Annotated in this window: 27 protein-coding genes, 3 tRNA genes and 1 riboswitch; of the genes, 16 read left to right on the top strand and 14 right to left on the bottom strand. The window is 30.7% G+C overall.

Going from position 1 to position 23,589, the window contains the following annotated elements; genetic code table 11:
* Positions 1-3 precede the first annotated feature (3 nt).
* The 4 genes from infC to GCU34_RS01880 all read left to right on the top strand — a co-directional run bounded on the left by infC (position 4) and on the right by GCU34_RS01880 (position 2,157).
* Entirely contained in the window at positions 4-555 is a 552-nt protein-coding gene (gene infC, locus GCU34_RS01895) for a translation initiation factor IF-3 (protein ID WP_072780270.1), read from the top strand.
* Positions 556-625: 70 nt separating this feature from the next.
* Positions 626-823, top strand: a complete 198-nt coding sequence (gene rpmI / locus GCU34_RS01890) for a 50S ribosomal protein L35 (protein WP_072780271.1) — start codon at positions 626-628, stop codon at positions 821-823.
* 119 nt (positions 824-942) lie between these two features.
* Positions 943-1,287 carry a 50S ribosomal protein L20 gene (rplT, locus tag GCU34_RS01885; RefSeq protein ID WP_072780272.1) on the top strand — a complete coding sequence of 115 codons (345 nt, stop codon included), beginning with the start codon at positions 943-945 and terminating at the stop codon, positions 1,285-1,287.
* A gap of 75 nt (positions 1,288-1,362) precedes the next feature.
* Positions 1,363-2,157 carry an HAD family hydrolase gene (locus GCU34_RS01880; RefSeq protein WP_072780273.1) on the top strand — a complete coding sequence of 265 codons (795 nt, stop codon included), beginning with the start codon at positions 1,363-1,365 and terminating at the stop codon, positions 2,155-2,157.
* 924 nt (positions 2,158-3,081) lie between these two features.
* On the opposite strand, the gene GCU34_RS01875 is transcribed toward GCU34_RS01880, so the two are convergent.
* The 6 genes from GCU34_RS01875 to tgt form a co-directional block, all read right to left on the bottom strand.
* The gene (locus GCU34_RS01875) at positions 3,082-4,344 is read right to left on the bottom strand and encodes an asparagine synthetase B (RefSeq protein ID WP_072780274.1); all 1,263 of its coding nucleotides are present in this window, start codon (positions 4,342-4,344) and stop codon (positions 3,082-3,084) included.
* Positions 4,345-4,413: 69 nt separating this feature from the next.
* Complete coding sequence (gene dnaB / locus GCU34_RS01870; protein ID WP_072780275.1) at positions 4,414-5,961, bottom strand: replicative DNA helicase; 1,548 nt, start codon at positions 5,959-5,961, stop codon at positions 4,414-4,416.
* Positions 5,962-6,114: 153 nt separating this feature from the next.
* Entirely contained in the window at positions 6,115-7,068 is a 954-nt protein-coding gene (locus GCU34_RS01865) for an acetyl-CoA carboxylase carboxyltransferase subunit alpha (protein ID WP_072780276.1), read from the bottom strand.
* A 76-nt stretch (positions 7,069-7,144) separates the two neighbouring features.
* Positions 7,145-8,029, bottom strand: coding sequence for a DMT family transporter (locus GCU34_RS01860; protein WP_152378337.1), 885 nt, complete (start codon positions 8,027-8,029; stop codon positions 7,145-7,147).
* Complete coding sequence (locus GCU34_RS01855; RefSeq protein ID WP_072780278.1) at positions 8,016-9,098, bottom strand: LptF/LptG family permease; 1,083 nt, start codon at positions 9,096-9,098, stop codon at positions 8,016-8,018. The genes GCU34_RS01860 and GCU34_RS01855 overlap by 14 nt, the downstream gene beginning before the upstream one ends.
* 3 nt (positions 9,099-9,101) lie before the next feature.
* Entirely contained in the window at positions 9,102-10,232 is a 1,131-nt protein-coding gene (gene tgt, locus GCU34_RS01850) for a tRNA guanosine(34) transglycosylase Tgt (protein WP_072780279.1), read from the bottom strand.
* Positions 10,233-10,395: 163 nt separating this feature from the next.
* Between tgt and GCU34_RS01845 the strand changes: the two genes are divergently transcribed.
* Together GCU34_RS01845 and GCU34_RS01840 are read left to right on the top strand one after the other, a co-directional pair.
* Complete coding sequence (locus GCU34_RS01845; protein WP_178138342.1) at positions 10,396-11,244, top strand: transketolase; 849 nt, start codon at positions 10,396-10,398, stop codon at positions 11,242-11,244.
* A 72-nt stretch (positions 11,245-11,316) separates the two neighbouring features.
* On the top strand, positions 11,317-12,273 hold the full coding sequence (locus tag GCU34_RS01840; RefSeq protein ID WP_072780281.1) for a transketolase family protein: 957 nt from the start codon (positions 11,317-11,319) through the stop codon (positions 12,271-12,273).
* A 66-nt stretch (positions 12,274-12,339) separates the two neighbouring features.
* Here GCU34_RS01840 and GCU34_RS01835 read toward each other — a convergent pair whose 3' ends face one another.
* Positions 12,340-13,353 carry an FKBP-type peptidyl-prolyl cis-trans isomerase gene (locus GCU34_RS01835; RefSeq protein ID WP_143146149.1) on the bottom strand — a complete coding sequence of 338 codons (1,014 nt, stop codon included), beginning with the start codon at positions 13,351-13,353 and terminating at the stop codon, positions 12,340-12,342.
* An 82-nt stretch (positions 13,354-13,435) separates the two neighbouring features.
* Here GCU34_RS01835 and GCU34_RS01830 point away from each other — a divergent pair, with 82 nt between their 5' ends.
* From GCU34_RS01830 to GCU34_RS01820, 3 genes are read left to right on the top strand one after another with little or no spacing between them, the layout of a single operon-like run.
* Positions 13,436-13,828: an RNA-binding S4 domain-containing protein gene (locus tag GCU34_RS01830; RefSeq protein ID WP_072780283.1), complete on the top strand. Its 393-nt coding sequence runs from the start codon at positions 13,436-13,438 to the stop codon at positions 13,826-13,828.
* A complete protein-coding gene (locus GCU34_RS01825; protein WP_072780284.1) occupies positions 13,815-14,393 on the top strand; it encodes a methyltransferase domain-containing protein in 579 nt (192 codons plus the stop codon). The genes GCU34_RS01830 and GCU34_RS01825 overlap by 14 nt, the downstream gene beginning before the upstream one ends.
* Positions 14,394-14,403: 10 nt before the next feature.
* Positions 14,404-14,898, top strand: coding sequence for a phosphoribosyltransferase family protein (locus tag GCU34_RS01820; RefSeq protein WP_072783320.1), 495 nt, complete (start codon positions 14,404-14,406; stop codon positions 14,896-14,898).
* Here the strand turns inward: GCU34_RS01820 and GCU34_RS01815 are convergent.
* Positions 14,886-15,404 (bottom strand): shikimate kinase, encoded by a 519-nt coding sequence (locus GCU34_RS01815; RefSeq protein ID WP_072780285.1) that lies wholly within the window; start codon positions 15,402-15,404, stop codon positions 14,886-14,888. The genes GCU34_RS01820 and GCU34_RS01815 overlap by 13 nt on opposite strands.
* Positions 15,405-15,533: 129 nt before the next feature.
* On the opposite strand from GCU34_RS01815, the gene GCU34_RS01810 reads away from it, so the two are divergent.
* From GCU34_RS01810 to GCU34_RS01800, 3 genes are all read left to right on the top strand, one after another.
* Positions 15,534-15,606 (top strand) — tRNA-Lys (locus tag GCU34_RS01810).
* 21 nt (positions 15,607-15,627) lie between these two features.
* A tRNA-Lys gene (locus GCU34_RS01805) sits at positions 15,628-15,700 on the top strand.
* A gap of 50 nt (positions 15,701-15,750) precedes the next feature.
* Positions 15,751-15,831: transfer RNA gene (locus tag GCU34_RS01800), tRNA-OTHER, on the top strand.
* A 35-nt stretch (positions 15,832-15,866) separates the two neighbouring features.
* Here GCU34_RS01800 and GCU34_RS01795 read toward each other — a convergent pair.
* The 6 genes from GCU34_RS01795 to GCU34_RS13785 all read right to left on the bottom strand — a co-directional run bounded on the left by GCU34_RS01795 (position 15,867) and on the right by GCU34_RS13785 (position 20,032).
* A complete protein-coding gene (locus tag GCU34_RS01795; protein WP_072780286.1) occupies positions 15,867-16,397 on the bottom strand; it encodes a DUF4252 domain-containing protein in 531 nt (176 codons plus the stop codon).
* Between the two features lie 106 nt (positions 16,398-16,503).
* Complete coding sequence (locus GCU34_RS01790) at positions 16,504-17,037, bottom strand: DUF4252 domain-containing protein (RefSeq protein WP_072783322.1); 534 nt, start codon at positions 17,035-17,037, stop codon at positions 16,504-16,506.
* 7 nt (positions 17,038-17,044) lie between these two features.
* Positions 17,045-17,485 carry a hypothetical protein gene (locus GCU34_RS01785; RefSeq protein ID WP_072780287.1) on the bottom strand — a complete coding sequence of 147 codons (441 nt, stop codon included), beginning with the start codon at positions 17,483-17,485 and terminating at the stop codon, positions 17,045-17,047.
* Positions 17,466-17,981, bottom strand: a complete 516-nt coding sequence (locus GCU34_RS01780) for an RNA polymerase sigma factor (protein WP_072780288.1) — start codon at positions 17,979-17,981, stop codon at positions 17,466-17,468. Before GCU34_RS01780 ends, GCU34_RS01785 begins: the two co-directional genes overlap by 20 nt.
* A 111-nt stretch (positions 17,982-18,092) precedes the next feature.
* Complete coding sequence (locus tag GCU34_RS01775) at positions 18,093-19,868, bottom strand: TonB-dependent receptor plug domain-containing protein (protein ID WP_262884254.1); 1,776 nt, start codon at positions 19,866-19,868, stop codon at positions 18,093-18,095.
* Positions 19,868-20,032: a hypothetical protein gene (locus GCU34_RS13785; protein ID WP_227658717.1), complete on the bottom strand. Its 165-nt coding sequence runs from the start codon at positions 20,030-20,032 to the stop codon at positions 19,868-19,870. Before GCU34_RS13785 ends, GCU34_RS01775 begins: the two co-directional genes overlap by 1 nt.
* A gap of 77 nt (positions 20,033-20,109) precedes the next feature.
* Positions 20,110-20,305, bottom strand: a riboswitch (cobalamin riboswitch).
* Positions 20,306-20,530: 225 nt separating this feature from the next.
* Here GCU34_RS13785 and GCU34_RS13780 point away from each other — a divergent pair.
* From GCU34_RS13780 to GCU34_RS01760, 4 genes are read left to right on the top strand one after another with little or no spacing between them, the layout of a single operon-like run.
* The gene (locus GCU34_RS13780) at positions 20,531-20,803 is read left to right on the top strand and encodes a hypothetical protein (RefSeq protein ID WP_227658716.1); all 273 of its coding nucleotides are present in this window, start codon (positions 20,531-20,533) and stop codon (positions 20,801-20,803) included.
* Positions 20,804-20,847: 44 nt separating this feature from the next.
* Complete coding sequence (locus tag GCU34_RS01770; protein ID WP_262884249.1) at positions 20,848-21,657, top strand: ABC transporter substrate-binding protein; 810 nt, start codon at positions 20,848-20,850, stop codon at positions 21,655-21,657.
* The gene (locus tag GCU34_RS01765; protein WP_072780291.1) at positions 21,657-22,688 is read left to right on the top strand and encodes an iron ABC transporter permease; all 1,032 of its coding nucleotides are present in this window, start codon (positions 21,657-21,659) and stop codon (positions 22,686-22,688) included. Before GCU34_RS01770 ends, GCU34_RS01765 begins: the two co-directional genes overlap by 1 nt.
* Positions 22,688-23,467 carry an ABC transporter ATP-binding protein gene (locus tag GCU34_RS01760; protein WP_072780292.1) on the top strand — a complete coding sequence of 260 codons (780 nt, stop codon included), beginning with the start codon at positions 22,688-22,690 and terminating at the stop codon, positions 23,465-23,467. The genes GCU34_RS01765 and GCU34_RS01760 overlap by 1 nt, the downstream gene beginning before the upstream one ends.
* Positions 23,468-23,589 lie beyond the last annotated feature (122 nt).

The raw sequence follows: 23,589 nt of genomic DNA, 5'->3' as shown, positions 1-23,589 counted from the left end.
GCAATTAGAAACAACAGGGGATTTAACCCAAGAGAAGAGAAAAAAGACGCCCACAGAATAAATGAAAAAATTCGTGTGCCAGAAGTTCGTTTAGTAGGAGACAATATTGAACCAGGCGTTTATCGCACAAACGAAGCTTTAAAAATGGCTGAAGAGCAAGAATTAGATTTAGTAGAAATTTCTCCTAATGCTGCTCCGCCTGTTTGCAAGATTATGGATTATGGGAAGTTTTTGTATCAACAAAAGAAGCGCGATAAAGAGCTTAAAGCAAAATCTACTCAAATAGTTATAAAAGAAATTCGTTTTGGTCCTCAAACAGACGAGCACGATTATGAATTCAAAAAGAAAAATGCTATTAAATTTTTAAGCGATGGCGCTAAATTAAAAGCATTCGTATTTTTTAAAGGGCGTTCAATCATTTATAAAGAGCAAGGACAAATATTATTATTACGTTTAGCTCAAGACTTAGAAGAATATGGTAAAGTAGAAAATATGCCAGTTCTTGAAGGTAAAAGAATGATTATGTACATTGCTCCTAAAAAGAAAGGAAAATAATTGAGATTCTGAAATAAATTCAGAATGACAAGAAGATAATAAGTAAGATAAGTTAATAAAAAGGAAGAAAATGCCTAAAATGAAAACTAAATCTGGAGCTAAAAAACGCTTTGTTGTTACAGGTTCTGGAAAAATTAAAAGAAAGCACGCTTACAAAAGTCACATCTTAACTAAGAAGACTAAAAAACGTAAATTAGCTTTAACTCACTCTGCTTTAGTTCACAAAGCTGACGAAAGAAGTGTGAAAGAACAATTAAGATTAGTATAATTCTAATCTCGGTTTTTTTATTAAATTATTAATAACCCTGGAGTGGGCAACTGAAGTGCAAATTAAAAGCACAGGTTAAAAGTGATAAAATCCGCCTTACTACAAAAAATTAAAAGATTATGCCAAGATCAGTAAATCATGTTGCTTCAAGAGCAAGAAGAAAAAAAGTTTTAAAACAAGCCAAAGGTTTCTTTGGAAGACGTAAAAACGTTTGGACAGTAGCTAAAAACGCGGTAGAAAAAGCAATGACGTATGCTTACCGTGATAGAAAGCAAAAGAAAAGAAATTTCCGTTCATTATGGATTATGCGTATTAACGCTGGTGCAAGATTACACGGAATGAGTTATTCTCAATTCATGGGGAAAGTAAAAGCTAACAACATCGAGTTAAACCGCAAAGTTTTAGCTGATTTAGCTATGAACCACCCAGAAGCTTTCGCAGCTATCGTTAACCAAGTTAAATAATAAACGTTTGTCAAACCTTTATCTTACTTATATATCAATCCCACTCTTAGAGTGGGATTTTTATTTCAATATTATATGAAATTAGAAAATATAAAACTTGTAGTTACCGATATGGATGGTACTTTGTTAAATTCTAAACATGAATTAACACCAACATTCTTTGAAACCTACAATAAATTAAAAAGAAACAACATTAAATTTATTGCTGCAAGCGGAAGACAATACTATAGTATTGCCGATAAATTTGAATCGATACTTGATGAAATTACAATTATTGCTGAGAACGGAGCTTACATTAGAAAAAATGGTACTGAAATTCTTGTAAAATCTATTCATATAGATTTACTTAAAAAAGTTATTGAATACACAAGAACGCTTCCTAATATTTATATTGTACTATGCGGAAAAACAAAAGCTTACATAGAACAAAAAGAGGAAAATTTTGTAAACTTCTTCAAGGAGTTCTATAACAAATATGAAATTGTAGATAATCTATTAGATAATTTAGAAGATGATTATTTCAAAATTGCTTTGTATAATCCATATGGAGCTGAAGAAAATATTTATCCTTTTTTCGAGAAATTTAGTGAGGAACTTCAAATAAAAATTTCTGGTGAGTTTTGGGTCGACATTATGCAGTTAAATGTAAATAAAGGAACTGCTATTAACTTAATTCAAAATGCGCATAATATTTCTAAAGATGAAACTTTAGTTTTTGGTGATTATCTTAATGATTTGGAAATGTTTCAAAATGCAGGTATTTCTGTAGCTATGAAAAATGCCCATCCTAAAATAAAAGAAATTGCATCTTACATAACTGAAAGTAATGATGAAAAAGGTGTTGAAGTATTTATAAACAAATTAGCTTAAATAAAAAAAGCCGCTCTTTAGTGCGGCTTTTTTATTTAATTAAAGATTCTTTTTGTAAAAAATAATTTTTATTTAACATGGTTAGCCAAAGAAATCTCTTTTTACAATTAAAACACTCAAAGTAGTTTAACTTTGGAAAGTAGTCTATTAATGACTTTCTATTTCGTTTTCTTCTGTAACAATTTGGACAAGACATTTTTTATAGTTTGCTCAAATATATAAAAAAAACAATTTCTAACAAATTTATCATAATAAGTTACAATAATTGAAAATATATTATGAATTTTTAATAAATCGATATTCTCTGTAAACTAAAAATTGAAACAGGATATAGAATATTGAGTTAAAAATCCATATATCAATGTAAGGTTTCTCACACAAAACCATATCAAAATTACCCGATACAAAAATTGAAATACTACAAGATAAATATAGGATCAATCCTAATGAAAAGTTCAAATACTGATGTTCCGTATCAAAGTTCTTCAGTATAAATAATAATCCATAAAAAATTAAAATTATCGAACAAGAAACAATTTCGTAAATATTAAAATTACAAAATAACTCAACATTTGAATAATAAGTATAAACTAAAAATATAGTCTGAACAATTGCAACTAGTTTTATGAGGTGCTTAATCTTATTTTCATGAAATAAACTGTAAAACAAAAAACTTAATATGTAAAATTGAGAAACAAAATAAAAGTGAGAAATAAAGAAATTAGAATTTGGACTTATTAATCCGATAAGATTACAAAAGAATTCAATAATCGATAAAGTAATTAGATAGAAAACAAACACCTTTGATACTTCTTTTTTTGTTCGTTTTAAACGCACAAATAAAAAAGTATTCAGGAATAAATATAAAAGTCCGATTAAACTAATTGAAAATGAAAACCAATACATGTTTTTTATCTGTCTAAATTATGTCTTCTGTTTTTTCTTTTTTGCAGCTGGAAATAATACGTTATTAAGAATTAATCTATAACCTGGAGAGTTAGGGTGTAAGTCTAAAACTGTGGGTGGATCTCCAACTTTATGCTGATAATCTTCAGGATCATGTCCGCCATAAAATGTAAACATTCCTTTACCTATTGTTCCATGAATGTATCTTGCTTCACCATTTATTTTACATTCGCCTAATCTCAGAATGTTACTTTTAATTTTATCTCCACTAAAAGCAGTTGTTTGCCCCATAAAACCTTTCACTAATTGAGTGTGATTTTGACACAACATAGTTGGTATAGGATCCCATTTTGCAGAAAAATCCATTAACGAAAAATAATCTTGTTCAAATGGAACTCGCTTGTTTTGTCTATCATTTGTAGTATCAATATCAGAAAACTCATAAATAATTGGACTTTTCTCTAGTGTAAAATTTTTAAAAGCAAATGTATTGTTGTAAACAATTTTTTCTTGATAATTAGCATCACTTGGGTCACCATCAAACATAGTTTCACAAATATCAACACCTTCAGCAGACAGAGCGATATCAAAACTATCTGTTGCAGAACACATGGCAAACATAAAACCACCACCAATTACGTAATCTCTAATTTTTTTTGAAACTGCTAATTTTTCTTCAGAGACTTTATTATAACCAAGTTTTTTTGCTAATTCTTCGGCTTGTAATTTTTGTTCAATATACCAGGGTGCATTTCTGTACGCTCCAAAAAACTTTCCATATTGTCCTGTAAAATCTTCATGATGTAAGTGCAACCATTCATACAATAATAATTGATCACTTAAAACTTCTTCATCGTAAATTTCTGTATATGGAATTTCAGCATAAGTTAAAACCATTGTTACAGCATCATCCCAAGGTTGTTTTCCTTTAGGTGTATATACCGCTATTTTTGGTGCTTTTTCTAAAACAACCGATTCCATATTTTGAGATGGACTACTAATTTCATTTAAGATTGAAGCCGTTTCTCCATCAGAAATAATTTCAAATGTAACACCCCTAATCTTACATTCTTTTCTTATTTCCTCACTATCGGGCATTAAAAAGGAACCTCCTCTATAATTAAGAAGCCAATTTACTTTATAATCTTTGGTAAGTACCCAATAAGTTATTCCGTAAGCTTTCAAATGGTTTTGTTGCCCTTCAGCATCCATCGGTAATAAAATAGAATTAGCTTTTACAAAAAAAGTAACGAGAAAAAATATTAGAGTTTTCAATTTCATAGTTATCAAAGATAAACAATTGAATTTGTCTTGTAAAATAAAAAATCCCGAAAAAATCGGGATTATATTTTAAAAAGGAACATCTGAATCGTCATCGAAATTAGAATTCATGGCGCTTCCAAAAGCTTCATTAGGTGAAGGTAAACTCGATGGATTGAAAGGCATATCATCAACATTCATTTTTGATGGAAATGCATCAAACGGAGTTCCAAAATCATCTAAATTATCAAACTTACCTAAACTTCCTATGAATTTTAAACGAATATTATCTAAACCTCCATTTCTATGTTTTGCTACTATAAACTCAGCTTGACCTTGAGTTGGTGTACGTTCTTCATCATCCCATTCTTCAATTTTATAATACTCCGGACGATAAATAAACGATACAATATCGGCATCTTGCTCAATTGCTCCCGATTCCCTTAAGTCGGAAAGTAATGGTCGTTTACTGGAACCACGAGTTTCTACAGCACGCGATAACTGAGAAAGTGCAATTACTGGAACGTTTAATTCTTTTGCTAATGCTTTTAAGTTACGTGAAATAGTTGAAATTTCTTGCTCACGATTTCCGCCTCCTTTTCCATTTCCACCTGCAGTCATTAATTGAAGATAATCGATCACAATCATTTTAATTCCGTATTGTGAAGCTAAACGTCTAGCTTTTGCACGTAAATCAAAAATAGACAAAGATGGAGTATCATCAATATATAAAGGAGCTTTTTCTAAGTCTTTTACTTTAATTGAAAGTTGTTCCCACTCGTGTTTTTCTAATTTACCAGTTCTCAACTTCTCCGAAGACAAACCAGTTTCAGATGAAATTAAACGTGTAATTAACTGAACTGATGACATCTCTAATGAGAAAAAAGCAACTGGCGCTTGGTAATCTATTGCCATATTACGAGCCATTGATAACGTAAAAGCTGTTTTACCCATACCTGGACGAGCAGCCACAATAATCAAATCGGATGGTTGCCAACCTGAAGTTAATTTATCTAAATCGTGAAAACCTGTTGGAATTCCACTTAAACCTTCCTTGTTCGAAATTTCTTCAATGCGCTTTTTAGCTTGAATTACTAAACTTTGCGCGGTTTCAGAACTTCTTTTAATATTTCCTTGAGTAACTTCATATAATTTAGACTCGGCAGAATCTAATAAATCAAATACATCAGTGGTTTCATCATAGGCGTCTTCGATAATTTCGTTTGAAATTTTGATTAAACTTCGCTGAATAAATTTCTGTAAAATAATTCTCGAGTGAAATTCAATGTGAGCTGATGATGAGATTTTTTGTGTTAGCTGAATTAAGTAAAAATCGCCTCCTGCTAACTCTAATTTTCCATTTCGCTTTAATTGAGCTGAAACTGTTAATAAGTCGATTGGTTGCGTATCATTAAACAACTGCACTACCGCTTCAAAAATGTATTTATGTGCTTCTTTGTAAAAAGCTTCGGGTTGTAAAATATCAATTACTTCATCTACCCCTTTCTTATCAATCATTAAAGCCCCTAAAACTGCTTCTTCTAGCTCTAATGCTTGTGGAGGCAACTTTCCCTTCTCTAGGTTTATGATGGTAGTTTTATCTACTTTTAGTGGATTTATGTTTTTGATATTTTCCATATTGCTAAGGTAACCAAATTTTAGTTGTGTGTATTTTAACTTTTAAAGAACTGGTTGTTAATAAAGTGTTGATAACCAGCATAAAATTGTTAATAAGGTAAAAAAAATCCGAAACTGTGAGGTTTCGGACATATTCTTTGAAAAGATGGTAATTTATTCTTTAAAATGCCCCATATTACTATATTTATCCATTCTTGTAGAAACTAAATCTTTTGTTGATAAGTCTTTTAGTGCTTTATAAGAATCTGAAATATATTTTTCAACAGTTTTAAAAGTTGTATCTCTATCATAGTGAGCGCCACCAAGTGGTTCTGGTATGATATCATCAATTAACTTTTGTTTTTTCATGTCTTGTGCTGTAAGTTTTAAAGCTTCAGCTGCTTGCTCTTTGTAATCCCAACTTCTCCATAAAATTGAAGAACATGATTCAGGTGAAATTACAGAATACCAAGTATTTTCTAACATGAAAACTTTATCACCTACACCTATTCCTAAAGCACCACCAGAAGCACCTTCACCAACAATTACACAAATAATTGGCACTTGAAGACGACACATTTCAAAAATATTACGAGCAATTGCTTCACCTTGTCCTCTTTCTTCTGCTTCTAAACCTGGATAAGCACCAGGAGTATCAATAAAAGTTACAACTGGGATATTGAATTTCTCGGCCATTTTCATTAAACGTAGTGCTTTACGGTATCCTTCAGGATTAGCCATACCAAAATTACGATATTGACGTGTCTTTGTATTGTATCCTTTTTGTTGACCAACAATCATAAAAGATTGTCCATCAATTTTTCCAAGGCCACCTACCATTGCTTTATCGTCTTTTACACCTCTATCTCCAAATAATTCAAGGAAAGTATCTCCACATAAAGCGCGAATATAATCCATTGTATAAGGTCTATTTGGATGACGAGACAATTGAACGCGTTGCCAAGCCGATAAGTTTTTATAAATATTCTTCTTAGTTTCTTCTAATTTTTTCTCTATTTGTTTGCAAGTATTACTTACATCTACATCAGATTCTTGCCCAATAATTAAACATTTATCTAATTGATCTTCAAGCTCTTTAATAGGCAATTCAAAATCTAAGTACTCCATAATTAGCAAAAATTTTGGTTAAAGTTTGTTATCACAAAGATAAAACTTTCCTAATAATTCGTTTTATTATTTAGCTTTAGTTTTTTCTTTTTTCAAAATTCTTAAAAATTCCATTCAAAACAACAGTTGATAAAATAATAGCTGCACCTAAATAGAAATTTGGATTCATCTTTTCTTTTTCTTGAAAAATCATAATCGCTAACACAATTCCATAAATTGGTTCCAAATTAATAGTAAGCATTACGGTATAAGGGCTCAAATGTTTCATAACAGCAACAGAAGCAATAAAAGCATAAGCAGTACAAACCGATGCTAAAATAAAAAGCCCGCTTAAATCGGAAATTGAAATTTGGAAAAAACTTTGCGTAAACTGTTCCGAAAAAAGTAAATAGATACTTAAGAAACCAACTCCGCCTAATAATTCATAAAAAGATACAGTGGCTGCGTTATATTCTTTTGCAAACTTTCCATTAATTACAGAAAAAGATGCTGATAAAAAAGCAGAAGTTAATGCCAATATAATTCCTAAATAGTAATCTCCTTCTACTTGAAAAATGATATACAAGCCTAACACAACTAATAATCCGAAAACAACTTCGTACCAAATTACCTTTCTACCGTAAAAAATAGGCTCTAATAAAGAAGTAAAAAATGCACCTGTTGACAAACAAGCCAATGTTACTGAAACATTTGACACTTTTATGGCTTTAAAGAATGTAAACCAATGCATGGCAATAACTAAACCTGCAAGCAACATTAATAGCCGTGTACTATTTGCTATCGTAAAATCAATTTTCTTCCATTTCATGTAGATGAAAATTAATAAAACCGCAATAGACATACGCCACCAAACTAGTGGTAAAGCATCAAGAGAAATTAAAGCCCCTAAAATAGCTGTAAACCCCCAAATAAAAACAATTAAATGTAATTGAAAATAACTTTTAAAATTATCGTTTTGCATTGCGAAGAAGATAAAATGCTAATATTCCGAAAACAAAATTAGGTAACCAAACTGCAACAACAGGTGGTATACTAGATTTTTCTGCAAGTGTTCCAAAAACTTTATCAAAAAAAACAAATGTAAAAGCAATACATATACCTATAGCAAGATTTACTCCCATTCCACCTCTTCTTTTCATTGACGAAACGGATACTGCTATTATTGTTAAAATAAATGCAGAAACTGGAAGACTGAACTTTTTATGCAATACAACTAGGTAAGTATTAATATTTGCATTTCCTTTTTTCTTTTCTTTATCAATAAAATCAAAAAGTTCACCTAACGTCATTGTCTCAGCAATGTAAACAACTGGAGTTAAATCTTCTGGTTCAAAATTAAACTTTTTACTATATTCATTTATCGATATAAGCTTATCATCTAATTCACCAATAGTTCTTTTTTTGTAATTATAAAGTTTATAAACTTTCTTCTTTTTATCGTATTTAATTCTATTTGCTTGAATTCGTTCTTTTAAAACATTTCCTTCAAACTTTTCATAAATAAAATTAAAACCTGTTTCAGATAAATAATTATAATTACTTATATAAATGACTTCATTGGGGCTAATTTGCCTGAAAATATCATTGGTTTCTCTTGATTGTGCACTACTACCTTTTAAATACTGATATCTAAAATCATTAAAACCTTTACTCGCTTTAGGAACCAAAAAGAATCCCATAATTAATGTAAATAAAGAAACAATTGTAGCTCCAATAAAATAAGGTCTAAGGAATCTTTTGTAAGAGATTCCTGAACTTAAAATTGCAATAATTTCAGTATTATTGGCAAGTTTTGATGTAAACCAAATTACTGATAAAAACAGAAATATAGGAAATAACAAATTGGCAAAATATATTGTAAAGTCAACATAATAAAGTAAAATTTCACCAAAAGGAACCTTCTTTTCAATCATTCTATTTACCTTCTCCGAAACGTCAATTACAATTCCAATAGGAATAAACAGTAATAACATGACTGAAAAAGTGGCTAAATAGCGCCTAAGAATGTATTTATCAATAATTTTTAGCATAAATTATAATCGTTGAGCTAATTGAATTACCATTTTATCTTTCCATTCACGGAAAGTTCCAGCTAAAATTTGACGTCTAGCCTCGCGAACCAACCATAAATAGAAGCCTAAATTATGAATCGTTGCAATTTGCTTTCCTAAATATTCGTTAGCAGCAAATAAGTGACGAAGATACGATTTTGAGTATTCCAAATCTACGAACGTATGTCCCATTTCATCAATTGGACTAAAATCGGCTTCCCATTTTTTATTTTTAATATTGATAATTCCGTTTGCGGTAAACAACATTCCGTTTCTAGCGTTTCGTGTTGGCATTACACAGTCAAACATATCAATTCCTAATGCAATATTTTCTAAAATATTAACCGGAGTTCCTACACCCATTAAATATCTCGGCTTATCTTCCGGTAAAATTGCGGTAACCACTTCGGTCATTGCATACATTTCTTCTGCTGGCTCTCCTACTGACAATCCTCCAATAGCATTACCTTGAGCACCAACATTCGCAATATATTCTGCTGATTGTTGACGTAAATCTTTATACGTACTTCCTTGCACAATCGGAAACAAAGTTTGTTCGTAACCATATTTAGCTGGCGTATTATTGAAATGAGTTACACAACGATCTAACCAACGGTGCGTCATGTGCATCGAACGTTTTGCATAACGATAATCACATGGATACGGCGTACATTCGTCGAATGCCATAATAATATCGGCACCAATAGTACGTTGGATTTCCATTACATTTTCTGGCGAAAAGAAATGATACGATCCGTCGATGTGCGATTTGAACTTTACACCTTCTTCTTTAATTTTTCTATTGGAAGACAAAGAATACACTTGGTATCCACCAGAATCGGTTAAAATATTTCTATCCCAATTCATGAATTTGTGCAATCCACCCGCTTTTTCTAAAATATCAGTTTGCGGTCGAAGGTATAAATGGTATGTATTCCCTAATATAATATCAGGATTAATATCGTCTTTTAATTCTCTTTGGTGAACTCCTTTAACAGAAGCTACCGTCCCTACAGGCATAAAAATTGGAGTTTCAATCACACCATGATCTGTTGTGACAACACCTGCTCTTGCTTGACTTTTTGGGTCTTTCTTTAATAAATCAAACTTCATATTGTGCTTTTACGAACCGCAAAGATAATTTATTTTAGATTTTAGAATTTAGATTTTAGAATTATTTATGATTAACACTGATTATTAATAACTTCTCTTAAAATGATTTGTAACACCAAAAAAATAAAATTACTTTTACACCCAATTAACTTATATACATTTTATAATGTCTAATACACAACAACTACAAGATTTTACAACACAAGTTCGAAGAGATATTCTTCGTATGGTTCATGCCGTAAATTCAGGTCACCCAGGAGGTTCTTTGGGATGTGCTGAATTTTTGGTTACACTTTACCAAGACGTTATGAAACGCAAAGAAGGTTTTGATATGAACGGAATTGGTGAAGATGTATTCTTCTTATCAAACGGACATATTTCTCCCGTTTTCTACAGTGTTTTAGCAAGAAGCGGTTATTTCCCAGTTTCTGAATTAGCAACATTTAGAAAACTAAATTCAAGATTACAAGGCCACCCTACCACTCACGAAGGTTTACCTGGAGTAAGAATGGCATCTGGTTCATTAGGACAAGGAATGTCGGTAGCAATTGGAGCTGCACAGGCTAAAAAGTTAAACAACGATAACAATTTAGTGTATGCACTTTTAGGTGATGGTGAATTACAAGAAGGTCAAAACTGGGAAGCTATCATGTATGCTTCTGCAAAAAAAGTAGATAACTTAATTGCAACAATCGATTTAAACGGAAAACAAATTGACGGAACCACTGACGAAGTTTTGGCGATGGGTAGCGTAAAAGCAAAATTTGAAGCATTTGATTGGATTGTTTTAGAAATTAAAGAAGGTAACAACATTGACGCTATCAAAGCTGGTTTAGCTGAAGCAAAATCAAAATCGGGTAATGGAAAACCAGTTTGTATTTTATTGCATACAGAAATGGGTAACGGGGTAGATTATATGATGCACACACACGCTTGGCATGGAAAAGCACCAAATGATGAGCAATTAGCAAAAGCGTTAGAACAAAATGTTGAAACTTTAGGAGACTATTAATTAGTGTTCAGTGTTCAGTAAAAAGTGTTCAGTCACAAGTATTCTGTTGAATACAATTAAACTTAAAAACAAATGAAAAAATATATCAACCAAGGCAGTAAAGATACCCGTTCAGGTTTTGGAGCTGGAATGACGGAATTAGGTCAAAAAAATGAAAACGTAGTGGCGCTTTGTGCGGATTTAATTGGATCATTAAAATTTGATGATTTCAAGAAAAATCACCCAGAGCGTTTCTTCCAAATCGGAATTGCAGAAGCGAATATGATTGGAATTGCAGCTGGATTAACGATTGGTGGGAAAATTCCTTTCACGGGAACTTTCGCAAACTTTTCTACAGGAAGAGTGTATGACCAAATTCGTCAATCAGTAGCGTATTCAGATAAAAATGTTAAGATTTGTGCTTCTCACGCGGGATTAACTCTTGGAGAAGATGGAGCTACTCACCAAATCTTAGAAGACATCGGTTTGATGAAAATGTTACCTGGAATGACAGTTATCAACACTTGCGATTACAACCAAACGAAAGCAGCTACAATTGCTTTAGCAGATCATCATGGCCCAGCTTACTTACGTTTTGGTCGTCCGGTAGTGCCTAACTTCATGCCTGCAGATGAGCCTTTCGTAATTGGAAAAGCAATTATGTTAAACGAAGGAACTGATGTAACTATTATTGCAACCGGACATTTGGTTTGGGAAGCTTTAGTTGCTGCAGAAGCTTTAGAAGCAAAAGGAATTTCAGCTGAAGTAATTAATATTCATACAATTAAACCTTTAGACGAAGAAGCGATTTTAAAATCGGTTAAGAAAACAGGTTGTGTGGTTACAGCAGAAGAACATAACATTATTGGAGGTTTAGGAGAAAGTGTTTCTAGAACTTTAATTCAAAACAACTTAGTACCACAAGAATTTGTGGCAGTAAACGATAGTTTTGGAGAAAGCGGAACTCCTGCGCAATTAATGGAAAAATATGGCTTAAACGCTGACTCTATCATTAAAGCTGCAGAGAAGGCAATTGCTAGAAAAAACTAAATTTTTAGTTTTACAACATAAAAAAACCACGCTTGAAGCGTGGTTTTTTTATGTTGCTAAATCTTTTTAATTACAATTTGCATCTAGATACTTTCTTAATCTTGTTGGCGATGTGAAATCATCTGAACAATCAGGTACACCTAATCTATCATCATAAGGAGTTGATGGATCATCTACTGCAGCACCCTCGTAAGGATATCTAGCTGTTTTAATTTCACCATTATCATCATATTCAAATTCAATTTCAAACTTAGTTCTTTTGTAATCATTATCATCATCTTGATCATAAAAATCTGGAATTTTATCACCATCTGTATCATCATTAAAGAAATTATTATCTCCATTTAAATCTTCGTAAATAGAAAGTATTCCATCTTCATCATGATCCCTTCTTACTACACTAAATAATTTAATTTCAAACATAATGGGAGCATATTGACCAATCCCAATATTAACTTGATTAAAATAGGCTAATCCAGATGGAATAAAAACAATTACATGGCCGTAATCAAAATGATTAACAGTTCCGTCAGGATTAACAGTAGAACTCCCTTCAGGTTCCGCATTTATTAAAGATAATATTTGCCTAAAGCCTGATACCGCTGAAACTGAAGTCTCAGGAAATGATGACCAAAAACCTACATTGTTTTGATCAAAAACTTCATTATCTAAATTCCAACCTTTGTATGCGGTATAAGTTGAATCAACACTAGTAGGATGCATTCCTCCTCCTTCGTTGATTAGAATATAATATAATTTATAATCAACAGGATCATCATTCTCTCCGTCAGTATAAATAGATTTTCTAGTATCATTCTTTACAGTTATATATTGAAGTCTGTAAGGATTTCCTGTATCTCCTAATGAACTCCATATAGATGACTCTCCATTTTCAATTGCTTTAACACTAAAATCATTAGTATCTAAATAGTTGTTTTGTAAATAGTCTTCGATATCAACTATATTCTCGTCATAAACTTCTTGACGATCACGAATTTTAACAGAATTTGAATCATCTTTATTACATGAAACAAGTAAAATTGAGAAAATCAATAAAAAATAAATCGTAAACTTTTTCATTTTCATTTTAAAAAATTATAGGCGCAAGATACAATTTTCCTGTATTTTTGTATGGATATTAACATTGTTTTTTGTTTTTAAAATGAGAATTGATAAATATTTATGGTGTGTTCGTTATTTTAAAACGAGAAGTATTGCTACAGAGGCTATTAAAAAAGGGCATGTTTCGGTAAATGGACAAACTGCAAAAGCATCTCGAGAAGTATTTCCAATGGACAAAATTGTCTTAAGAAAAGACCAAATTAACTACGTAATAAAAGTTTTAGATATTCCACTTAATCGTGTTGGTCCAAAATTAGTAGACATTTATAGAAAAGATGAAACTCCAGCCGAAGCTTTCGAACATTTAGAACTATTAAAATTAAGCAAAGAACATTACCGAGCTAAAGGAACTGGAAGACCAACTAAAAAAGATCGTAGAGACATTTATGATTATTTAGATGACGATAATTTAGAAGAAAATGAAACTGAATAAAGAATACTGGGAAGCACGTTATTTGAATAATGAAACTGGTTGGGACGCTGGAAGTATTACAACTCCACTTAAGGATTATATTGATCAATTAACTGACAAATCAATAAGAATATTAATTCCTGGTGCGGGAAACGGATACGAGTTTGATTATTTGGTATCGGAAGGGTTTTATAATGTATGGGTAATCGATATTGCTCAACAGCCTTTGGAAAACTTAAAACAAAGAAATCCAAAATTTGAAAATCATTTCATTCACAAAAACTTCTTTGAACTTGAAGATTCTTTTGATTTGATAATTGAGCAAACATTTTTTTGTGCTTTAAATCCCGTATTAAGAAAAGAATATGTAGTAAAAATGTATGAATTATTGACTGAGAAAGGAAAAATTAGTGGATTACTTTTCGATTTCCCTCTAACCGAAGTTGGACCACCTTTTGGAGGCTCTAAAGAAGAATATTTAGATTTATTCGGTGAATTATTTAAAATAAAGAAATTAGAAAATTCATATAATTCTATAAAACCAAGAGAAGGAAAGGAACTCTTTTTTATCTTTGAAAAAAAATAACAACACTACTATGCAAAATATAATTTTAACCCAAGAACAAATAGCACATATCTCTAAAAGAATTAGTTACCAAATTTATGAGACTTTTGTAGATGAAAATGAAATTATATTGGCTGGAATCGCTTCAAATGGCTACCAATTTGCAGAAAAAATTGCAACTGAACTTTCAATTATTAGCGATTTAAAAATTACACTTTGTGAAGTAAAAATAAACAAACAAAAACCGCAAGAAGAAGTCACAACTTCGATTTCTATTGAGCAATATAAAAACAAAGGATTAGTCTTAATAGACGATGTTTTAAATTCAGGCACAACATTAATCTACGGAGTTAAACATTTTTTAGATGTACCACTTAGTAAATTTAAAACGGCTGTTTTAGTGGATAGAAACCATAAAAAATATCCCGTTAAAGCCGATTTTAAAGGAATTTCTTTATCTACTTCTTTACACGAACATGTACAAGTAGTTTTCGAAGAGTCTAATGCTTTTGCTTACTTAGAATAAGTAGCGATTATTTCATCACTAATTTCTTTTACGCTTTTATTTTCAGTTGAAATGATATGTTTTGATTGTAAATAATAGTAATTTCTATCAAATAGATGTTTTCTCACGAATTCATCTAACTCATCATTTGATAAATTTGCAATAATCGGACGTTTTTCTTTTTCGTTTTTAAGACGAGAAACCAAAGCTTCTACAGACATTTTAAGATAAAACGATGAAATGTCCTTATTTTGAAGAAAAACGTGGTTGTTTGCATAACATGGTGTTCCGCCACCTAATGCTAATATAAAATCATCGTTACCTTCTAAAAAATCATTTAATATTTCATGTTCTATTTTTCTAAAATAGATTTCACCCTTAGTTTCAAAAATATTTTTAATAGAAGTTTGTTCTCTTTTTTCGATAACCTCATCTAAATCATAAAAGGGAATTCCTACAATTTTAGAAATTTCTTTTCCAATTGTAGACTTACCCGAACCCATATAACCAACTAACACTATTTTCATATATAAATAAACTCCTATAAATAAAGCAGTTAAAAATTAATTTGTAAAAAAAAGCAAATTTATAAGAAAAAAACCATTGAAATATAAAATTAACGTCTTATATTTGCACCCGCAATAAGGAAATGATTTGACTCCGTAGCTCAGCTGGTAGAGCATTACACTTTTAATGTAGGGGTCCTGGGTTCGAGCCCCAGCGGGGTCACTAATCATTTCCTTATAAGCAGACTCCGTAGCTCAGCTGGTAGAGCATTACACTTTTAATGTAGGGGTCCTGGGTTCGAGCCCCAGCGGGGTCACAAGAAAGTTATTCGTTTTTCGGATAGCTTTTTTTGTTTACAGACATTTCGGCCACGTGGAGAAATTGGTAGACTCGCCATCTTGAGGGGTGGTGTCGCAAGACGTGTCAGTTCGAATCTGATCGTGGTCACAAAAAAAGCCTTGATTATTCAAGGCTTTTTTGTTTTATTTCTTTATTAAAGCATCTTTCAATGGTTTGAGTTGTTCCATATCTAAATCGGCTTTTTTAATTACTTCTATTAAATTAAGAACGGTATTTGGTGTCATATTATCACCAAGGACACGAGCAACAACAAATCCAGAAGCTTCAGAACCATATAAGACAAATTCATCAATTTTATCTTCATTTCCTAGCATGTAAACCGAAGCTCCTTGTTTACTGTTTCCAAACTTCATTAATTGTTCATAGTTACCATCTTTTAAAATATTCTTTACTTCCGTTGCTTCTTTACCTAATTTTGAAGGATCTAAAGAATCATTTTTAAAAGCCAAAATATTTAATTTATCGAATGAATTTAGAGCTTCTTTTTCTTCACTTGATAAACTTAATTTATCTGTATTAATAAAACTTGATGCTAAGTCTACTTGTATGAAATCTGACGATTCAGAATTTTCTACAAAATATTTTTGTAATGTTGGTTTAGTTGTACAACTTACTAAACTAACCAATAATAATGCTAAAAGAATATTTTTCATTTTATTATATTTATTGAAGTGATTTTATAATTTATCTATTTATAATCCAAATATAAAAGAAGCAATTACAGTTGTAATTGCTTCAGTTTTTAAGAGTGAAAAGTTGTTATTTTTTTCCTTTTGATGCTTTATCTAACTCGGCTCCACCAGGAAGATTCATTTTTTCTGTTAAAGCAGAAATTTCATCTAAATTAAAGTTTCCTGTTAACGATAAAACAACGGTTTGGTTTGCTTTTCCATTTGGTGTATCGATAAACATTAATAATTCTTTTACAATATTTTCTGAAGCACCCGATTTTACGTAAATATTTACTTTTTTACCTTCGTCGTTTACACGCATTAATTCTTCTAATGGATTCGATTTTAAATAATTTGTTACAGTCGATTTCATTTCGCCAGCAACTTTAGCATTATCCGTTGTAAATACTTTTAAATTATCTAGTTTCTTAAGTAAACTCATATATTGTTGTACTTCTTTATCTTTAGTATCAACTTTAACTTTACTCATCATCTCGAACATTTTTTTGTTAACAATAACAGTTGTAACACCGTCTTTGTCTTCAAACTTATCAAAAGCCGATTGTGAAAACGCAACCGTACTTGAAATAAAAAATGCTATACTTAAAATTAAATTTTTCATCTTGTTGTTATTTAAAAATTGATTTTTTTGTTTGTTCAAATTCATTTAAAACTGCCATACTTTCTACTCCTTTATTCATTTCGCTTGAAACCATTTCGAGTGCTTTTTGTGTTTCAACTAAAGCTTCTTCTGGCGAAGAAAATGTTCCTAAAGCGGGATCTGAATTTTGGTTGTAATTAAAATATAGTAATGTTCCAAAAAGAGCTACTAAACTTGCCGCAACACCAATCCATTTTACATAATTTCGTTTTCTAGGTTGTAATGGAAGGCTTTTAGTAAACTGTATTTCTTTTTGATTTTGAAAGTTTACAAACATTGGTTTTAAATGCTCCAATTCGGGTGCAACTAAATCAGAAGAAAAGTAGGCCTTTATTTCTTTTTCTTCGGTAATGCTTGTATTTCCCTCAAAATATTTTTCCAGCAATATTTCAATTCGTCTTAATTCCATAATTATGTTTTGCTGTTAATTGTTCTCTAATTGTTTTTCTTGCTCGCGATAGCGCTACTCTTACTGCTGTTTCTTGCATATCTAATGCTTTCGCTATTTCTTCAAATTCATATTCTTCTACATCGCGCATTTGAATAATAATTCGTTGTTGTTCGGGCAAGTCGTTTATTATTTTTTCTACCCAACTCCAACTGTCTCTATTTTCAATAGTTACTTCTACATCGTCTCGAACATCTTTATAGTTATTATGAACTATTTGCAAATTTGATGCCCTTTTCGATTTTAATTGATCTAAACAATAATTTTTTGTCATAGTTACTGCTAATGCTTCTACACTATTGTATGACTTTAAATTATCGTTTCTATTCCACAGCCTTACTAAAACTTCTTGAGTTGCATCTTCCGCTTCCTCTGTACTAATTAGCATTCTTTTTGCCAATCGGAAAAGTTTATCTTTAAACGGCGAAATTAATTGTATGAACTCTTGTTGTTTCATTTAGATTAGCTTGTTATAGTTGAGACGAATGAAATATTCTTTTGTTACAAAAAAAATGAGGTTTTAGAAAAATATCTAAAACCTCATAAAGTTAATTAAAATTAAAAATTACTAAAACTTAAAGTTTAATCCTAATTTAAAGTTTCTACCTCTAGTATTGTAACCTATAGATTCTACATAATCTTCATTGAATATATTGGTTACCGAACCAAAAATATTTAATCTATCTTTTATTAAATTATAGTTTAATGTTGCATTGATTAACGAATAAGCATCTAAATTAATTCTAGTTGTCGCATAAGTATCATTATCGTAATAAGCATCTTTTCTGTTTGAAAAATATTGGAAACCAATTACCGAATTAAATCTGCTCGTGATTTGAGAGTTAATTTCAGCATTTACTTTATGCTTTGGAATTAATAAACCTACAACATCTTCCACTTGAGTAAATGTATAATTCGCTTTAATATTAAATAAATCAACTGGTTTATAAGTTACATTTACTTCAGCTCCTTTTGCATTAATTTTGTTATCATAATTTATGTAGAAAGAATTCCAATTGATATCTGTAAAGAAATCTACTTTGTTTTTTTCTTCTCGGTAAAAAGCTACTGCATTTAATACAAATTTGTTATCTAACAAAATAGTTTCGAAACCAGCTTCTGCAGTTGCATTTTCTTCTGGTTTTAAATCTAAATTACCATAAGGTCCGTAAACTTGATACAAACTTGGCGTAATATAAGCCGTGCTATAAGAAGATAAAATTCGAACTGGTAAATTACTAAACTTATAACTTGGATTGAAGTTGTAAACTACTTGATTTCCATACTCGCTATGAATATTTAAACGCGCTCCAGCATTTACATTTAATCCAAATTTAGAATTATATACTGCCGTTACATAAGGATCTACAATATTAAAATGCGCAAAATTATTAGTAACGTCAGTATAAGCATCTTTTTGCTCCATGTCGAAATATTGAGCTTGTACTCCAGTCAAAATGTATAAACTAGATAATACATTATATTTATTGATAATATCAACATTTGCATTTCTAGAACTGTAGTTGTATGAATCAACAGTTCCTGCCCAAGTATTGCTAATTGCCGAATTTCTATCAATTGTAGCAGCACTTGTATTCACTAACAATTCGCCTTTATTATATTTGTAAGAAGCATTTAAACCTGCTCTAAATTGTTCCGATGCTGATCTATTATTTAAATCGTCGCTAGAACTTGAAGCTCCACCATAAGGATTATCGTAAGTATTTTTAAACTTATCGTAGTTACCAAATAATGTTAAGGCAAACTTATCATTGAATTTGTAACCAAATTTTTGAATAACATTAATTCTAGAGAAAGAATCGCCTTCATAGTTTTCTCCTCTAGCTTCAGAAAAGTTTTTATTTTCTTTGCTGTTAATCATGGTTACATAATTAAACTTTTTTAAAGTTCCATTGAAAGCTAAACCTTGTTCAAAATCATTTGCATCTATAGCCGATTTTTCTTGGTTATTTAATGTACCAACATTCCAATAGGCATTACCAGAAACTTTATCTTGAGATGCTTTTTTTAATGTAATATTGATTACTGCAGTTGCAGCTCCAGTTCCATACAAAGTACTTGACGAACCTTTTAAAACTTCTATTTTTTCGATTTGTTCAACAGGAATTAATCTTAAATCGTATTCTAAATTAATCATAGATGCATCAGAAACTGGAACACCATCAATATAAATAGCAACTTGGCGATTTCTTCCACCTCTTACATAAACACCTTGATTTTTACCGCTAAAACTTTGACTTCCGTTTACTTCAACTCCAGCTACTTGCGATAAAACATTTGCTAAAGATTGTCCTTGTTTTTTTTGTAAATCTTCGGCTGTAATTACTTCAATAATTTTACCTGAATTTTCTCTTTTTGTTCGAATTTAGTATCCGAAACTACTACTTCTTTTAATTGATTAATTTGTAAAGAATCTTTTTCTTGTGCACACAAAGATGCATTGGCTGCTAATGCCAAAATACTAGCATAAATAAACTTTTGGTTCATTTTTTAATAAATAATTTTAATAATCTTGGGAGAAAAGCACAGTTTACCCATACTCAAACTTTTATTCCCGAAAGTTTGTTACTCTAGCGAAATAGGCAGGTCTCCTGGCTTGCGTCTTGTTATTCACCTTCTCATTCGTAAACGAACAATGGTATTGTAGAAAATAACAAGCTTTATAGCTTACAGTTGCGGGTACAGCTCAAGTTTTTCACTTGATTCCCTTTTAATGAAGTACAAAAAAATGCACCTCAACCTTAATTCGGGTGCAAATATAGAAGTTTTTTAATTAAAAATGAATCACTTTTTCTTATTCATTTTTCGCCAAAGCCATATAAATCCAATAATAAAATGTGCTAATATGATTGTGGCTACTGCGGCCATAAAAGAAGGATTATCTCTCATTTTATAAATTTTATACAAAAATAAGATTTCTTACAAAAAATATAGTAGCTTTTGTTACTTATCACTTTTACTTTACTTTTGCTAAAAATATTTAGCATGAAATTTAAATTTTTTCTTCTTGTACTTATTCCTTTTTTTATTCAGTGTAAACAAGAGGTTACCACCGAAAAACAAAGCATAAAAAACGAACTTATTACTGATGCTGAAGGAATTTCGATTGCTAAATATTCTAATTTTTCAATAGTTACCATTAAAAACACTTTCCCCGAGGCAGTTGAAAACTATTCTTATGTTTTACATAAAAAAGGAGTTCAAATACCAGATAGTTTAAAAAAATTAACAAGCATTGAAGTTCCTGTAAAAAAATAATTGTAACATCAACTACGCATATTCCTTCAATTGAAATGTTAAATATGGAAAATTCTATTATAGCATTTCCTAATACTAATTATATCTCTTCTGAAAAAACACGTCAATTAATTAATAGTGGAAAGATTCGCGAAATTGGTAATAACCAAAGTTTAAATACCGAGGTAATTTTAGACCTTCAACCTGATGTTATGGTAGGATTTAGTGTTGATGGCGACATGAAAACGTATAAAAATTTAGAACGTTTAGGTCAAAAAATCATTTTAAATAGTGACTGGACCGAAAAAACGCCTCTAGGAAAAGCCGAATGGATAAAGTTTTTTGGTGCCTTATATGATAAAGATGCTGAAGCTGAAAAAATTTACTCTCAAATTAAAAACGATTATAACCAAGCAAAACAATTGGCAACAAATTCTAAAACTTTGCCTACAATTATGGCAGGAAGTATTTATGAAGATCAATGGTTTTTACCTCAAGGCGATAGCTGGGCAGCTTACTTTTTAAATGAAGCACATAGTAATTATTTATGGAAAGATTCAAAAGGAACAGGAAGTCTTTCCTTATCATTCGAATCGGTTTTAGATAAAGCGAAAGATGCCGATTTTTGGATTGGCCCAGGACAGTTTACTTCTATCGAAGAAATTTTAAATGCTAATCCAAATTATACACACTTTAAAGCAGTTCGTGATAAAAATGTATATTCTTTTAGTTCAAAAAAAGGTGCCACTGGTGGCGTTATTTATTATGAATTGGCTCCAAATAGACCCGATTTAGTATTAAAAGATTTAATCAAAATATTACATCCTGAAGTATTACCTAATTACGAATTATACTTTTTTGAAAAGTTAGATTAATGCCAACAGAAAATAAAAATAAACTAATATTTACACTGCTAATTGTAGCCGTTACATTTTTGTTTTTTACCAATATTAGCTTGGGTTCAGTAACTATTCCTTATCAAGATATTTTTAATGGATTAATAGGAAAATCGATGCAAAAGGAAAGTTGGGAAATTATTCTTTACAACTTTCGATTACCCAAAGCGGTAACTGCAATTCTTGTTGGTGTTGGTTTATCAACTTGTGGTTTATTAATGCAAACTTTATTCAGAAATCCACTTGCTGGACCCTATGTTTTAGGTTTGAGTTCTGGAGCAAGTTTAGGTGTTGCTTTAATTATTTTAAGTTCAGGATTGTTACCTGTTTCAATTGCACATTATTTTTTATCAGGCTATGGATTAATTATAGCTTCTGGTTTAGGAAGTTTTTTAGTTTTTATGGCTGTTATTCTGGTTGCAAACAAAATTAAAGACACCATGAGCATTTTAATTGTTGGCTTAATGTTCAGTAGCTTTACAAGCGCAATTGTTTCTATTTTATCTTATTTTTCCACTGCCGAACAGTTACAGAAATATACTTTTTGGGCAATGGGAAGCATCAGTAACTTAGCTTGGAAAGATATAATAATCTTAACTTTTTTAGTGTTTTTTGGTTTACTACTAACACTTTTCGTTTTAAAACCATTAAATGCTTTATTATTAGGCGAACGCTATGCAAAAAGCATTGGAATTAATTTTTCTAAAACTAAATACTTCATCATAATTGCAACAAGTTTTTTAGCCGGAAGCATTACCGCTTTAGTTGGACCAATTGCATTTATTGGATTAGCGGTTCCACATATTTCAAAACTAATTTTCAAAACGAGTAATCATTTTATATTGTTTGGAAGTACATTATTAATAGGTGCTCTTGTAATGCTAATTTGCGATACTATTGCACAATTACCAGGAAATGATATAACTTTACCCATCAACGCGATAACTTCAATTTTTGGAGCGCCAATTGTTATTTGGTTATTATTACGTAAAAGAAAAATTCAATTGTAATGACAGAGCATATTTTAAATATCAAAGATTTAACAATTGGATACCAAAAAGGGAAATCTCAAACTATAATTCAGTCTCATATAAATTTGAGTTTAGATAAAGGAAAATTAGTTGCTTTAATTGGTAAAAATGGAATTGGGAAATCTACTTTTTTAAAAACCATTACTCAAGTTATTGAACCTATTTCTGGAACAGTTACTCTTAATGGTAAAAATTTAAAACAATATTCTGTAGTCGATTTAGCTCAAGAATTAAGTTTAGTGCTTACAGAAACACTTCCACCAAGCAATTTAACAATTTATGAAATTGTTGCTTTAGGAAGACAACCCTACACCAATTGGATTGGAACTTTAAGCGAAGAAGATCAAACAAAAATAACCGAAGCAATTGAACTAACAGGAATTTCAGATTATTGTAATAAACGTTATTATGAAGTAAGTGATGGTCAATTGCAAAAAGCTATGATAGCACGCGCTTTAGCTCAAGACACATCTATTATTGTTTTAGACGAACCCACCACACATTTAGATTTAGTACATAAAATTACCTTACTAAAACTATTGCAAAAACTTACACACGAAACTGGGAAAACCATTTTATACTCAACGCACGATTTAGATTTAGCCATTCAATTAGCAGATGAAATGATTGTTTTTACTGAAAATGATATTTTTCATAACCAACCTTGCAATCTAATAAACGAAGGTGTTTTTGATAAAATATTTCAAAATGAAGATATTATGTTCGATGCCACAATCGGAAAATTTAAAGTAAAGTAGAGATTTTTTTTCGTCAATTCGAGTAATTTTCTACAGAAAATTGTATCGAGAATAAGAAAAATCAAACAAAAAAGTTCTCGATACATTTTTAGTTTCGTTTCACTCACAAAAAACACTCGAAC

This window comes from Flavobacterium haoranii (assembly GCF_009363055.1).
In the GTDB taxonomy this organism is placed as follows: Bacteria; Bacteroidota; Bacteroidia; order Flavobacteriales; family Flavobacteriaceae; genus Flavobacterium; species Flavobacterium haoranii.
Note: the sequence above shows the minus strand (reverse complement) of the source record. Positions and strands in the feature narration are given on the sequence as shown.